The 14,316-nt window shown below is 68.1% G+C and carries 13 protein-coding genes, 1 other RNA gene and 1 pseudogene; 8 read left to right on the top strand and 7 right to left on the bottom strand.

The genetic code is table 11. The features are described 5' to 3' along the window. Positions 1–203: 203 nt before the first annotated feature. The 3 genes from ACODRX_RS21085 to dapF are packed head-to-tail and all read right to left on the bottom strand — an operon-like array spanning position 204 to position 2,738. Positions 204–1,166, bottom strand: coding sequence for a tyrosine recombinase XerC (locus tag ACODRX_RS21085; protein WP_488873499.1), 963 nt, complete (start codon positions 1,164–1,166; stop codon positions 204–206). A 5-nt stretch (positions 1,167–1,171) separates the two neighbouring features. Beyond that, a complete protein-coding gene (locus ACODRX_RS21080) occupies positions 1,172–1,861 on the bottom strand; it encodes a DUF484 family protein (RefSeq protein WP_488873498.1) in 690 nt (229 codons plus the stop codon). 4 nt (positions 1,862–1,865) lie between these two features. Next, entirely contained in the window at positions 1,866–2,738 is an 873-nt protein-coding gene (gene dapF / locus ACODRX_RS21075) for a diaminopimelate epimerase (protein ID WP_488873497.1), read from the bottom strand. Between the two features lie 79 nt (positions 2,739–2,817). On the opposite strand from dapF, the gene ACODRX_RS21070 reads away from it, so the two are divergent. From ACODRX_RS21070 to ACODRX_RS21055, 4 genes are all read left to right on the top strand, one after another. Then, entirely contained in the window at positions 2,818–4,497 is a 1,680-nt protein-coding gene (locus ACODRX_RS21070; protein WP_488873496.1) for an MBL fold metallo-hydrolase, read from the top strand. A 61-nt stretch (positions 4,498–4,558) separates the two neighbouring features. Further along, a complete protein-coding gene (locus ACODRX_RS21065; protein WP_488873495.1) occupies positions 4,559–5,350 on the top strand; it encodes an RNA pseudouridine synthase in 792 nt (263 codons plus the stop codon). Positions 5,351–5,871: 521 nt separating this feature from the next. After that, positions 5,872–7,110, top strand: coding sequence for a YjgN family protein (locus tag ACODRX_RS21060; RefSeq protein ID WP_488873494.1), 1,239 nt, complete (start codon positions 5,872–5,874; stop codon positions 7,108–7,110). 3 nt (positions 7,111–7,113) lie between these two features. Beyond that, on the top strand, positions 7,114–8,247 hold the full coding sequence (locus tag ACODRX_RS21055; protein WP_488873493.1) for a M48 family metallopeptidase: 1,134 nt from the start codon (positions 7,114–7,116) through the stop codon (positions 8,245–8,247). A 5-nt stretch (positions 8,248–8,252) separates the two neighbouring features. Here the strand turns inward: ACODRX_RS21055 and rnpB are convergent. From rnpB to ACODRX_RS21035, 4 genes are all read right to left on the bottom strand, one after another. Further along, positions 8,253–8,689: RNase P RNA component class A (gene rnpB / locus ACODRX_RS21050), an RNA gene on the bottom strand. 15 nt (positions 8,690–8,704) lie between these two features. Further along, a complete protein-coding gene (locus ACODRX_RS21045; protein WP_488873492.1) occupies positions 8,705–9,496 on the bottom strand; it encodes an AraC family transcriptional regulator in 792 nt (263 codons plus the stop codon). A gap of 48 nt (positions 9,497–9,544) precedes the next feature. Beyond that, the gene (locus tag ACODRX_RS21040) at positions 9,545–9,874 is read right to left on the bottom strand and encodes a type II toxin-antitoxin system RelE/ParE family toxin (RefSeq protein WP_488873491.1); all 330 of its coding nucleotides are present in this window, start codon (positions 9,872–9,874) and stop codon (positions 9,545–9,547) included. Next, positions 9,874–10,140, bottom strand: a complete 267-nt coding sequence (locus tag ACODRX_RS21035; RefSeq protein ID WP_488873490.1) for a ribbon-helix-helix domain-containing protein — start codon at positions 10,138–10,140, stop codon at positions 9,874–9,876. The genes ACODRX_RS21040 and ACODRX_RS21035 overlap by 1 nt, the downstream gene beginning before the upstream one ends. Positions 10,141–10,305: 165 nt before the next feature. Between ACODRX_RS21035 and ACODRX_RS21030 the strand changes: the two genes are divergently transcribed. The 4 genes and pseudogenes from ACODRX_RS21030 (at position 10,306) to ACODRX_RS21015 (ending at position 14,309) form a co-directional block, all read left to right on the top strand. Then, the gene (locus tag ACODRX_RS21030) at positions 10,306–11,208 is read left to right on the top strand and encodes a DMT family transporter (protein WP_488873489.1); all 903 of its coding nucleotides are present in this window, start codon (positions 10,306–10,308) and stop codon (positions 11,206–11,208) included. Between the two features lie 166 nt (positions 11,209–11,374). Then, positions 11,375–12,694: pseudogene (locus ACODRX_RS21025) on the top strand (MFS transporter); the annotation flags it as partial. 262 nt (positions 12,695–12,956) lie between these two features. Beyond that, positions 12,957–13,493, top strand: coding sequence for an ureidoglycolate lyase (locus tag ACODRX_RS21020; RefSeq protein WP_488873488.1), 537 nt, complete (start codon positions 12,957–12,959; stop codon positions 13,491–13,493). 18 nt (positions 13,494–13,511) lie between these two features. Next, complete coding sequence (locus ACODRX_RS21015; protein ID WP_488873487.1) at positions 13,512–14,309, top strand: transporter substrate-binding domain-containing protein; 798 nt, start codon at positions 13,512–13,514, stop codon at positions 14,307–14,309. Positions 14,310–14,316: the final 7 nt, after the last annotated feature.

The raw sequence follows: 14,316 nt of genomic DNA, 5'->3' as shown, positions 1-14,316 counted from the left end.
CCGTGCCCGAGCATCGCAGCTTGCCCCAGCGCCTTCAGGCGCTGGGGTCACGGATAGCCGGGGCGCCTTTCTTTGGGTACTTTCTTGTGGCGGGACAAGAAAGTACCTCGCCCGCCGGGGCGAGTCCCGGCCTCCGGCCTCAAAACAAGGCCCTGCGCTTGCCCGCTGCGCTGAGCCCCCTTGCGCGGCGCCCAGCGCGGGGGCTAGCTCTTCTTGCGCGCCCTTGGGTGCGCCTGGTCGTAGACCTGCGCCAGGTGCTGGAAATCGAGCCGCGTGTAGACCTGCGTGGTGGTGATGCTGGCATGGCCCAGCAACTCCTGCACCGCGCGCAGGTCGTGGCTGGACTGCAGCACATGGCTGGCGAACGAATGCCGCAGCATGTGCGGATGCACCGGCGTGGTCATGCCCGCCTGCAGGCTGCGCTCGCGCAGCCGCTGCCAGATGCTGGTGGCCGACAGCCGCGCGCCGCGCACGCCGATGAACAGCGCCGCCTCGCCCGCGGCGGCCGGGTTGCTGCCGCGCAGCTGCAGCCAGGCCCGCAGCGCGGCCAGCGCGGCGCGGCCCACCGGCACGGTGCGGCGCTTGCTGCCCTTGCCCAGCACATGGACTTCGGCGCCATCCAGGTCGACCCAGCCGCGGCCGGCGCGCTCGCCCTGGGCACTGGCGCCCACATCCAGCCCCGCCAGCTCGCCCACGCGCAGGCCGCTGCCATAGAGCAGCTCGACCATGGCCTGGTCGCGCGCCGCCACCCAGGGATCGCCGCCCTGCGGCGCATGCTCGGCGAAGCGCACCGCGTCGTCTACCGCGAGCGCCTTGGGCAAGGGCTTGGGGGCCTTGGGCGCGCGCACGTCCTGCACCGGGTTGTGGGCCACCAGGCCTTCGCGCCCGGCCCAGGCGAAGAAGCCGCGCCAGCCCGAGAGAATCAGCGCAATGCCGCGGCCACTGCGGCCGGCGCCATGCAGCTGCGCGACGAAGCGGCGGATGTGCGCGGCCTGCAGCTGCAGCACCGGCACCTGGATGGCCTGCGCCATGGCCTGCAACCGCTCCATGTCCAGCGCATACAGGATCTGCGTGCGCTCGGCCAGGCGCTTTTCGACCCGCACATGCTCCAGGTACCGGAGCATCTCGGGCTCCAGCGTCACGGGTGGGGCCGCCGCCGCGCGCATGCCGCTCAGCGCAGCCGCGACAGCAGGCCGCTGGAGAGCTCGCCGATGCGGGCGAGGAAGTCGGTGCTCATCTGCGCACCGAAGCGTTCGGGGTCGGGCGAGCCCATGACCAGCAGGCCCCAGGCGGGAGAGTCGGATTCGAGCGGGCCGTCGCGCAGCGGCAGCAGCACCACCGATTGCATGTGCTGCGCATCGGGCAGCCACTGCTCCGCCTCGACGCCCATGTTCGGGCCGCAGTACGGCGCGGTGAGCGAGCCGGCGAAGCTGCGGGCGTCGTCGCTCGCGCCATGCGCGAAGGCCTCGTGCAGGTAGCTTTCGTTCACATCCCACAGCCTGATGGCGGCCTGCGGCACCTCGAAATGCTCGCGCAGCCCCTGCACGATGGCCTGCGGCAGCTGCGCCGGATTGCGCGTGCGGGTCACCTCGCAGGCCCAGTTGTGGATGCGGTCCACCGTGTGGTGGTTCTGGCTGCCGTTGCGCATCAGGTCCATGATGCGGTGCTCCAGCGCCTTGATCTTCTCGCGCAGCATCTCGGCCTGGCGCTCCTGCAGGCTCACCGCGCGGTGGCTGTGCGGGCTGACGATCTGCACCGTGGCCAGCACCTGGGCATGGCGCACGAAGAACTCGGGCGTGTTCTGCAGGTATTCGGCAATGTCTTCTTCGGTGATCGGGGGAACGGTTTCGTTGCTGTTCATGGCTTCAATCCGGGATCTGTATCTGCCCTTCGAATACGGTCGTGGCCGGCCCGGTCATCATCACCGGATCGCTTTCCCGCCCGCCCCAGGCGATGGTGAGCAGGCCGCCGCGCATCTGCACATCCACCGGCGACTGCAGCAGGCCCAGCTGGATGCCGGCCACCACCGCCGCGCAGGCGCCGCTGCCGCAGGCCAGCGTCTCGCCCGCGCCGCGCTCGTAGACGCGCAGCCGCGCATGGTGGGCATCCTGCACCTGCAAGAAGCCCGCATTCACCCGCTGCGCGAAACGCGCATGCGACTCAACCAGCGGCCCCTGCTGCGCGACCGGCGCGGTGTCCACATCGGCCACCAGCGTGACCGCGTGCGGATTGCCCATGGACACGGCGACTACAGAAATAGTAGCTGCCTGCGCTTCGCTGCCAAGGGCCAGCGGCCATTTTTGTGCAAGATTCTGTGTCTGCGGCTGCAGGCCCGCCGTGTCGAACGGCAGCTGCTCGGGCGCCAGGCGCGGCTGCCCCATGTCGACCGTGACGCGGCCGTCGGCCGCCAGCTCGGGCAGGATCACGCCGGCGCGCGTCTGCACGCGGATCGCGCTCTTGGCGGTCAGCCCCTTGTCGTGCACATAGCGCGCAAAACAGCGCGCGCCGTTGCCGCACTGCTCCACCTCGCCGCCGTCGGCGTTGTGGATGACGTATTCGAAATCGATGCCCTCGCCCGGCGAAGGCCGCACCGTCAGGATCTGGTCGGCGCCCACGCCGAAATGCCGATCCGCCAGAAAGCGGTACTGGTCCTCGCGCAGGTTCAGGCGCGCGCGGGTTTCGTCCAGCACCACGAAGTCGTTGCCGGCGCCCTGCATCTTGGTAAAGCGGATATCCATGGGCGCATTATCGCGGCCCGGCGATACCCCGGCAGCATGGGTGACAGCGCGGCCGCGCGCAAATCTCCATAATGCGGCCATGACCCGCCCCCACCAGCTGCTCCAGCCCCAGGTATCCCCCTCTCCAGCGCGCCCGGCCTCCACCCTGCTGCTGCTGCGCGACGCGCCCGACCCCGCGGGCGGCGCGGGCGCCACGCGGCTGGAGGTGCTGATCTCGCGCCGCTCCGACAAGGCGCGCTTCGCGGCCAGCAACTACGTCTTTCCGGGCGGCTCGATCGATGCCGACGATGCGCTGCACCACGAGCAGCTCGCCGCCCGCGCGCAGCAGGGCACCGCCGAGCTCACCATCGCGCAGGCCGCGATCCGCGAGACCTTCGAGGAGCTGGGCATCCTGCTGGCGCGCCACGCCGATGGCCGCTGGGCCAGCCAGGCGGACCTGGAGCGCATCGACCGCGCCCGGCCGCTGCTGCCCCAGTGCCGGCAGCAGGGCCTGACGCTCGCCGCCGATGCGCTGTGGATGCTGGCGCACTGGATCACGCCGCTGGAGATGAAAATCCGCTTCGACGTGCCCTTCCTCGCCGCCCGCATGCCCGAGGGCCAGACCGCCGTGGCCGACGAGGCCGAGCAGTTCGAGACGCTGTGGATCACACCCGCCGATGCGCTGCGGCACGCGGCAGACGGCACGCTGAGCCTGATGTTCCCCACCATCGAGACCTTCCGCCACCTCGGCCGCTACCCCACGGCGCAGGCGGTGCTCGACGTGCTGCAGGCCCAGCCGCCGGGCCAGCCGCTGTGGCGCTGCCTGCCGCGCAAGGCCATGAAGCAGGGCGAGCTCACCCGCTTCATGGAGCACGAGAGCGCCTACGGCGAGCTGGCCCTGGTCAGCCCCGACGGCCAGATGCAGCCGCCCATCGACTGGCAGCATGAGCGGGCGGTGCCGCTCGCCAGGAACCTGCTGCGACTCACCGCCGCCAACCCCGGCGTGATGACCGGCCCCGGCACCAACAGCTACCTGGTCGGCGATGCGGCCACTGGCTACATCGCGATCGACCCCGGCCCGAACCAGCCCGAGCACCAGCAGCGCCTGTTCGATGCCGCGGGCGGCGACATCCGCGCCATCGTCTGCACCCACTCGCATGCCGACCACTCGCCCGGCGCCGCGCCGCTGCAGGCCCTGGTGGCCGCCAGCGGCCGGCCCGCGCCGGTGATCTGGGGCCTGCCCTCGGCCAGCACCGCGCGCCCAGCCAGCCAGTTCCGGCCCGACCAGGTGCTTTCGGACGGCCAGCGCCTCGCCCTGCCCCACCCAGGCGGCCCCGAGTACTCGCACACGCTGCGCGCCATCCACACGCCCGGCCATGCGGCCAACCACGTCTGCCTGGTGCTGGAGGAAGATGGCCTGCTCTTCAGCGGCGACCACATCCTCAACGGCAGCACCACCATCATCGATCCGCCCGACGGCAACATGCACGACTACCTGGCCTCGCTGGCCAGGCTGGATGCCGCCTGCGAGCAGGGCGGCATAGACTTTATCCTGCCGGCCCACGGCTATGCGCTGCAGCAGCCGCGCCGCATCATCGCCCACCTGCGCGCCCACCGCCTGGCGCGCGAGGAAAAAGTGCGCGCCGCCATGGCCGCCGCGCCCGACGGCACACCCGACGACTGGGTGCGCCTCGCCTATGCCGACACGCCGCCGCGGCTGTGGCCCGCGGCGATGCGCTCGCTGCTCGCGCATGTCGAGCACATTCGCACGGTAAGATAGCCGCCCCCCGCTGAGCGCGCTGCCTGCCCCAAGGCATGGCATGCATGCCGGGGCAACGCAGATGACCGACATGAACGCCACCAACGAAATCCGCCTGTCCAAACGCCTGGCGCAGCAGCTCGGCTGCTCGCGCCGCGAAGCCGAGCTGTATATCGAGGGCGGCTGGGTCAGCGTGGACGGCACGCTCGTCGAGCTGCCGGGCGCGCGCGTGGCGCCGCAGCAGCAGGTGGCGCTGGCGCCCGGCGCGCGCGCCGAAGAGCTGCCGCCCGCCACCTTCATCCTGCACAAGCCCGCCGGCTACGAGGCCGGCCTGGGCGGCCCCCACGGCCAGGCCGCCGGCGCCAGCCCCGCCCACGGCAGCCGCAGCCAGGGCGCGCCCGCCGCGCTTTCGCTGCTGCGCGCCGACACCGAGTACAGCGGCGGCGGCCCGCCGCTGCGGCAGCGGCACCTGCGCCAGCTCGAATGCGTCACGCCGCTGCCCACCGAGGCCTGCGGCCTGGTGGTCTACACGCAAGACTGGCGCGTGGCGCGCAAGCTCACCGAAGACATCGAGACCCTGGAGCAGGAATGCATCGTGGAAGTGGCCGGCGAAATCGCCGAAGGCGGCCTGCAAAAGCTCTGCCACGGCCTGAGCTTCAACGGCCGGCCGCTGCCGCCCATCAAGGTCAGCTGGCAAAGCGAGCGGCGCCTGCGCTTTGCGCTGCAGGGCATCCGCCCCGGCCAGGTACGCTCCATGTGCGAGGCGGTGGGCCTGTCGGTGGTGGCGCTCAAGCGCATCCGCATCGGGCGGCTGCCGCTGGCCAAACTGCCCGAAGGGCAATGGCGCAGCCTGCAGCCCTGGGAACGCTTCTAAGAACCTGTTCACGATCTCTACGCAGCCGCGTTGCAGACGCAATCGGGATGAGTGCGAGTCGATGTGGCGCAGCATGCACTGGTGTGCATGCAAGACGCAGCGCGAAGCAATCGCCCGATTGCGTCCCAACCCTTAGGGCCAGTGTATTTGCGGGCGGTCTGCGGCGTTGCCTCGCCGGCCGCGCGAATCCTCGCAATAGCTGGGCTATTGCTGCGGTATCGCGCCTTGCATCCCATCCCCTAGCCGGGCGCCCGCAAATGCACTGGCGCGGCATCGTAGAGATCGTGAACAGGTTCTAACGGCGCCCCAGCTCGGCCGCTCTGCAAAAACCAGAGCTGCCAGCGCCGACTGGTAAACGATTTCCATATCAAATCGATTCAAAAGTCAAGCGCAACAATAGATACAAGCTATTGATTTTGAATTTAACAACAATCCAAGCAAAAACGTAATGAGAATCTTTACGAAAAACACCACATTGATTTACTGATGGCTACACTGGTTGCTCCAAGAGAGGGAGAACCATGTCTTTGAATCTATCCATGCCGCTGCAGGAGGCGGCAGCGCCGCCGCATTCCGTATCGCCCACCCAGCCCACGCCCTTCGATGCGCACACCAGCGCGTACGGCGTGCAATTCGAAGGCAGTGGCCGCGGCTACTTCCGCGTCTGGCTGGTCAACCTGCTGCTGACCATCGTCACCCTGGGGCTGTACACGCCGTTCGCGCGCTGGCGCACGCTGGCCTACTTCCTGAACCACACCGCGCTGGCGGGCAGCAGCTTCGAGTTCGTCGCCAGAAAGCTGCGGATGTTCCTGGGCTTCCTGCTGATCGTGGGCCTGACGGCGGCCAGCCAGATCGCGCAAAACACCGGCCACCACGTGCTCTCGGCGCTGCTGGTCCTGTGCCTTGCCGCGCTGGCGCCCTACCTGTGGGCCAGCGCCATGCGCTTTCGCCTGGGCAACACCCGCTGGCGCGGCCTGCGCATGCACTTCCTGCCGGACTGGAAGCAGGTCTACACCGCCAGCTGGCCGATGTTCGTGGTCGCGCTGGCCTGGGTCGCGCTCAACCTCGCCGTGGGCGACAAGCCCATGCCGCCCGCCCGCCCCTCCTGGCCCCTGCTCGGCGGCCTGGCCGCGATGTTCCTGGCGAGCCTGCTGTGCGCGATCCAGCTGGACTACAACTACAAGCGCCTGCTGCTGCAGCACAGCTTCATCGGCCAGGAGCAAGGCCGCTGGGAGGCGCGCTACCCGCAGCTCGCCGGCGTCTGGCTGCGCGCCATCGTCATCGCGATCGCCACGGCCGTCGCCTGCTACGCGGCCGCGAGCGCGCTGCTGTACCTCGTCGTCAAGAACGTCCCCCAGGTGCAAGCCCTGTTCATCAGCATCTTCGGCATCCTGCTGATGGTGCTGCTGATGTTCCTGCTGCTCATCGTCACCCTGCTGCCCGCGCTGGCCTACAAGCAAGCCGCCATGTTCAAGCTGCTGTGGAACCACATCCGCATCGGCCAGCTGGCGCACTTCGAGTCCACGCTGTCGGTGCCGGCCTATATGCGGCTCAAGCTGAAAAATGCCGCGCTCAACCTGGTCACGCTGGGCTTTTACCGGCCGCTGGCGCGCACCAGCGAATACGCGATGCGCTTCAACTCGCTCACCATGCACCTCAGCGGCGATCTGGACGACATCCGCGGCCAGCTGCTGGAGCAGCAGGAGCACGGCCTGGGCGATGCCCTGGTCGATGCGGCGGGGCTGGACTTCATCGGCTGAGCGATGGCCGACAGCCCCGCGCCCCTGCTGCTGAGCGGCTACTGGTTCGACGGCATCAGCAGCAAGGCCCAGCCGGTGCTGCTGCAGCTGGAGCCGTCCGCGCAAGGCCCGCGGCTGCTGGTGCACACCCAGGCCGGCGCGCAGAGCTTTGCCGCATCGCAGCTCATCTGGCCCGAAGCCTGGAGCCCGCGCTGCCCGCCCTCCAGGCCGATCGTCAACCTGCGCCAGGCGGGCAGCATCGAGATCGACGACGCGGCGCAGTGGCAGGCCGCCTTCGAGGCCGCCGGCGGCCGCGACAGCATGGCGCAGCGCATGCAAAGCCGCTGGAGCTACCTGCTGGCCGGCCTGGCCCTGGCCGCCGCCGCGCTGCTCCTCTTCTATCGCCACGGCACGCCGTGGCTGGCCGGCCAGCTGGCCGCCCATGTGCCGCTGGGCTGGGAGCAGGCCCTCACCGCAAGGGTGATGGCGCAGCTGGACGGACCGCTGCTCAAGCCCAGCAAGCTGGACGCCGCGCGCCAGCAGGCGCTGCAGCAGCAGTTCAGCGCCATGCAGGCCCGGTGGCCGCAGCAGCTGCTGCGCTATCCCGGCTACCGGCCGCCGATCCGGCTGCTGTTTCGCAGCGGCCTGCCGGCGAATGCGTTTGCGCTGCCCGGCGGCACGGTGGTGGTGTCCGACGCGCTGGTACAGCTGGCCGCCAAGCGCAATCTGCCCGACGACGCGATCCTCGGCGTGCTCGCGCACGAGGCCGGCCATGTGCTGCAGCGCCACGGCACGCGCCTGGTGATCGAGCAAGGCGTGCTCAACACCGGCCTGGGCCTGGCGCTGGGCGATGTATCGTGGGTGGTGAACTACGGCAGCACGCTGCTGACCGGCCTGGCCTACCGGCGCAGCCACGAAACCGAGGCCGACTGCTTCGCCATCGGCCACCTGCGGGCCCTGGGCCGACCCACGCAGCCCATGGGCGCGCTGCTGCTGGCGCTGGCCGAGCAAGACCCGCCCGGCCGGCCCGACGGCCACAAGCCGCCGCCCGGGCCGGCCCGCAAATCCGCCTGGCCCTCGTGGCTCAGCAGCCACCCCGACACCCAGCAGCGTGCCCAGGCGCTGGCGCAGGGGCAGGCGCCGGAATGCGGGCGTTGAAGAAGGTGTGAAGTCTGCCGATAAGCCGGATTCTGTGCACCGCGGTTGCCCGCGGCGTGACCGCCATTACTCTGGGCCGGGTGTCGCCACCACGGCTCGATGCTACCTACCCGCCAGCTCTGCGGAACCACATCAACGCTGGCCTACTTGGTATTGCTGCGCGTAGAGATTGCCCGTTTCACCTTGAGGCGCCACGCGCCTCAAGGTGGCTATGGTGCATGCAAGGCTTGCGCCTTGCATGCCTGGCTTGCGCCAGCCGTCGCGGCTTTCGCCGCGACACCATAGAACACTCCGTGGCTACGTCGCGCTCAAACTCGTCTCTGTTGCTCTGATCCTCACCTCGCGGTGGGCAGCCGTTAGCTGCTACGCTGTCCTGTGCAGTCCGGACGTTCCTCCAGTGCGGTGTTTCCACGCTTGCACCAGCGGCGGTCTGGCAGGCTTCACAGACGGCATTATCCTACGCGGCACAGAACTCGCGGCGAAATTGCTCGGGCGACATGCCAGCCTCGCGCTGGAACATGGCGATGAAGGCCGAGGGCGTGCCGTAGCCCAGGTCGTAGGCAATGCTCTGCACACTAGCGCCGGCCTCCAGCGCGTCTATCGCCTGCAGGTAGCGCATGCGCTGGCGCCACTCGCCCAGGCTAATGCCCAGCTCGCGCTGGCAGTGGCGCGCCAGCGTGCGCTCGGTCAGGTGCACGCTGTCGGCCCAGGCGGCCAGGCTGCGGTGGTCGTGCGGCGCGGCGCGCATGGCCTCCAGCACCTGCACCAGCGCCGGATGCTCGGCCGCCGGCAGGTAGCCGGACTCCACCGGCACCGCCAGCAGCTGGTCGTAGAGCACGCGCGCCAGGCGCAGGTCGGCGTCGCTGCGCGGCTCGTGCAACTCGCGCGCGGCAAAGTCGGCCAGGATGGCCCGCACGATCGGCCCGATGCGCAGCGAACAAGGCTGCGCCGGCAGCGCCGCGCACAAGGCCGGCGCCAGGTAGACCGAGCGGTAGACCACCGCCTGCGTCACATAGCAGCCATGCACCACGCCCGGCGGTATCCACACCCCGTATTGCGGCGGCGAGACCCAGTGGCCCTGCTCCGTCTCCATGCGCATGCTGCCGCGCAGCGCATAGTTCAGATGCCCCCAGCTGTGGCTGTGCGGCGGCGCCTCGGTGTGGGCGCCGAACTCGTCATAGCGGAAGAAATACTGGCCCTGCACCTGCTCGACGTTCTGGATGCGCATGGGCTGGCGTTGGCTGGGCATAGGACTGCGGACGGGGTATCGAGTGGAAAGCAGGCTGTACTTGACGGATCAGTGCCCTGTGTTGCCAGTGTCCTGGCCATCCTGCAGGATGCCTTCGTAGTCTCGGCCTCCGTAGAAAATGCCAATGACGTATACCACTTCCGCGACCACTTCGAAAGCGATCACGGCACGCTTTCGGTAATTCGTGATCCGCAGGCCGGGCCGCACATCATCTCGCCGCGCGCCACGGTGCGGGAAGGTACCCAGGCTCTCGCAATAGTCCACGATGGCACTGGCATAGCGGGCAGCAACAGCAGCAGATGCTGCCTGCGAGATGTAGCGGTACAACTCGACAAGCTGGCCCTCCGCCTCAGGTGAGAAGACGACCCGATAACCCATCACGCCTTCGCGTACTCGGCCGCCAGGCGGGCCCGCAGCTGATCTGCAGTGACCGCACGGCCGGGATCTGCCTTGAGCGCATCGTAGGCCGGCCCGACCTGGGCATGCAGCCAGTGCTCCACCGCGCGATCGCGCGCCATCAATGCGCGCAGGCCGTCCCGGATCACTTCGCTTTCGCTGGCGTATTCGCCAGAGCGCACCTTGGAGCGCACGGCATCCGCCATTTCATTGGGCAAGGTGATGCTCATCTGCTGGGTGGTTCGCATGCTCGGTGCTTGAAGACAATGGGATTCAATCCTACTCCCGCGAGAGCCGGCCGTCCAGCCGCCCGGCATGGGGAAGGTCCGACTTGCGCTATCGCTTGTCCGAAACCAGCAATGCACTTTGATTCGGACAGAGCGATGATAGCGGCCAGTCTGAGGAGTATGGCGATGGGGTCTTATCTTTTTCCGCTGACCGCGGTGCTGATCTGGTCGATCAACACGGTGGTCAGCAAGCTGGCTGCCGGCAGCATAGGCGCGGCCGAGATCGGCTTTTTCCGCTGGCTGGTGGCGGCGCTGCTGTTCACGCCCTTCCTGCTGCCGTCGATCTGGCGCCAGCGCGCCCGGATCAGGCCGCTGCTGCCGCGCCTGCTGGTGCTGGGCCTGCTGGGCATGGTGATCTACCAGAGCCTGGCCTACTATGCGGCCCACATGACTTCGGCCACGCACATGGGCATCATCGGCTCGCTCACGCCGATGATGGTGCTGGCGCTGTCCACCGCGCTGCTGGGCCAGCGCCTGAGCTGGGGCGCGGTGCTGGGCTGCCTGCTGGCGATCGCGGGCGTGTCGCTGGTGGTGTCGTCGGGCGATCCGGCCAGCCTGCTCACCCAGGGGCTCAATGGCGGCGATGCGCTGATGTTCATTGCCATGCTGGCCTATGCGGTCTACAACATCCTGCTCAAGCGCTGGGCCATGCCGCAGGTGGCCACGGTGCAGCTGCTGTACCTGCAGATCCTGGTGGCGGTGGTGGCGCAGCTGCCGCTGTACCTGCTGTCGCCCAAGACCGGGCTGAACGCGGCCAACCTGCCGCTGGTGGGCTTTGCCGGCATCATGGCCTCGATCGCCGCGCCGCTGCTGTGGATGACCGCGGTGGCGCGCATCGGCCCCAGCCGTGCGAGCATGTTCTTCAACCTGACGCCGATCTTCACCGCGCTGATCGCGGTGGCCGCGCTCGGCGAGCCGCTGGCGCCCTACCACGCGCTGGGCGGTGCGCTGACCATTGCCGGCCTGCTGCTGGCCGAGCTGTGGAAGCAGCCGCTGCGCGCGCCGCGCCCGGCGCCGACCACCTGCTGAGCGTCGCCTGCCCGCGCCGGCCACGGCGCGGGCCATAAGAAATTCTGTTCGCTGCCGCTCAGAATTTCTCGTTGGACAGTCTCCCCCCGGCTTTCGATACTGCAGCCACCGGAACACGGGCCCCGCCCGCGCTTCCACCGCGCACCGACAGCCCACAGGAGACAGCATGAGCAGCCCGACTGCCACCCACCCCCACCCCCCCAATCCCGGCCTCGCCGGCGATGCGGCGCATCCCGACATGGACGCCGCCTACCGCAAGATCGCCTGGCGGCTGATCCCCTTCCTGGTCCTACTCTTCATCCTGGCCTGGATAGACCGCGTGAACGTGGGCTTCGCCAAGCTGCAGATGCTGCAGGACCTGCAGTTCAGCGAAGCCATCTACGGCCTGGGCGCAGGCATCTTCTTCATCGGCTACTTTCTCTTCGAGGTGCCGAGCAACCTGCTGCTGGAGAAGATCGGCGCGCGCAAGACGCTGGCGCGCATCACCATCCTCTGGGGCGCGGCCTCGATGGCCATGGCCTGCGTGAGCACGCCCACCATGTTCTACGTGCTGCGCTTCGTGCTGGGCGTGGTCGAGGCGGGCTTTTTTCCCGGCGTGGTGCTGTACCTGACCTACTGGTTCCCGGCGCGCCACCGGGCGCGCGTCAACGGCCTGTTCATGACCTCGTTCGCGATTGCCGGCGCCGTGGGCGGCCCGGTCGCGGGCGCCATCATGAACGGCATGCAGGGCGTGGGCCACCTGTCCAACTGGCAGTGGCTGTTCATCCTGGAGGGCATCCCCTCGGTGATCGCCGGCTTCTTCGTGCTGGCCTGGCTGCCCGAGCGGCCCGAGAACGCCAAGTGGCTGAGCGCGGCCGAGCAGCGCGCGGTCACCGCCGCCGTGGCCGCAGAGAGCCAGCAGGGCCACAAGCAGCATTCGTTCGGCGCTGCCTGCCGCAACTACCGCGTGTGGCTGTGCGCCGCGGTGTATTTCTGCATCGTTGGCGGCAATGCGACGATCGCGTTCTGGTCGCCGTCCATCATCAAGGAGATCGGCATCCAGAACAACCTGCAGATCGGCCTGGTCTCGGCCATTCCCTTTATCGCCGGCACGCTGGCCATGGTCTGGAACGGCATGCACTCGGACAAGACCGGCGAGCGCCGCATGCACTGCGCCATCGCCGCGCTGATCGCCGCCGCCGGGCTGATCCTCACCGGCGCCCTGCTGCACGACGCGCTGCTTGCGCTGTGCGCGCTGACGCTGGCCTCCATCGGCATCCTGGCCGCCTTCCCGGTGTTCTGGTCGATCCCCTCGGCCTTTCTCGCCGGCACCGCGGCCGCGGGCGGCATCGCGCTGATCAACTCCATCGGCAACCTGGCCGGCTTCGTCGCGCCCTACATGATCGGCGCGCTCAAGACCAGCACCGGCTCGCTGTCGTCGGGACTGTACTTCGTGGCCACGCTGGAGTTTCTCGCCGCCATTCTGGTCGTGCTCTTCGTCAGGGAAGCGACCGAGCATCTCGCCAGCAACCGGCTGAGCGGGCATACGCACTCCAGCCATCGGCCGCCGCCTGCCCTGCATGCGCCAGGCGAGCGATAAGAATTTCTTTTCAACACCGCTCGGAATTTCCCGTTGGACAGGCCTGTCCAGCCTCTCGATACTGCGGACACAAGAACATGGGCAAGCGCCCGATGCCACCCGCGTACACGAGCCAGCCGCTTCGGCCGAACCGTGTGCCAGTGGCATGGATCAAAAGACAGGAGACACCATGGCAGAGCAACCCAGGAAGGTAGCGGTAAGGCCGCTCACCCCCGCAAGCTTCGCAGCCTTTGGCTGGGTCTTGGGAAAGCCACTGGCCCATGCCAGCGTGGCCTTCGCCAATGCGGCGACCGATTTCCGGAGCGAGCATGTATTCAATCCAGGCAAGAGCGGCCATGCCGAAGTCCTTTGGGTGAGCTATCGAAACAGCGAGGCAACCCTCGGCGAACTGGAGGTCCACCATCTCACCGAGCAGGCCATCGTTCCATTGGATGGCGATGTAATCCATGTCGTCGCCCTCGGCGATAGCGAGGGCGTACCCGACATGGACACGCTCGCGGCCTTTGACGTGCGCAACGGCACAGGCATCTGCATGCGCCCGGGCACATGGCACGCGACCCGCGTTCGAAACAATGGCGTGACTTGTCTGATGCTCACCCGGCAATCCACCACGCTGGATCTCATCGCCCACCTCAACGGCGTTCAACAGGCGGCCGAATCCGCCATGCGGGCCATTCCCCCGGTCTTGCTTTCACCCCTTCCCTGACCTCAACCAAGGACTCCCATGAACCTCACGAAAACTACCGCAGGCATGCTCTGCCGCGCAGCAACCGCCTGCGCTATCGCAAGCTGCGCCATGCTGGTCCCGCAAGCCGCCGCTGCCGCGGAGCCGACGGTCAAAGTCGCATCGGATCCGAGCTTCAAGCCGTTTGCCTTCATGAATACGAGCACCGGGAAAATGGAAGGCTTCGATGTAGACATCATTCGAGCGGCCGCGAAAATCGCCGGCTACCAGGTGGATATCGTGCCCATTGATTTCGCCGGCATCATCCCGGCCTTGCAAAGCGGCAATGTCGACGCCGGCGCATCGAGCATCACTATCACAGATGCGCGCAAGACCGTGATCGATTTCACCCAGCCCTACTACGACTCGGGCTTGCAACTGCTCGTGAAGCAAAGCGACGCGGCGGTGACCAGCATGGAATCCGCCAAGGGCAAGACGATTGCCGCGCTGACGGGCTCGACCGGCTACAACTTCGCCACGCAGCAACTCGGCTCTGCCGCCAACATCGTCCCTTATCCCTCATACGCTGCCGCTTTTCTCGCGCTGCAGTCCGGCACTGCAGATGTGGTCATCGGCGACCAGCCCGTTCTGGCCTACTACAGCGGCACCTCGGGCAAGGGCAAGGCCAAGCTTGTCGGGCCGCTGTACCACGGCGAGCAATTCGGCTTTGCGTTCCAGAAGAACAGCAAGTGGGTAGCGCCAACCAACCATGCGCTCGATACCCTGCGGAAAAACGGCACCTACAGCGCCATCTACAAGAAGTGGTTCAACACCGACCCTGCGGCATCCGCGCGTTGATCTCCAC

It is taken from the genome of Comamonas sp. FG99 (assembly GCF_057808605.1).
Note: the sequence above shows the minus strand (reverse complement) of the source record. Positions and strands in the feature narration are given on the sequence as shown.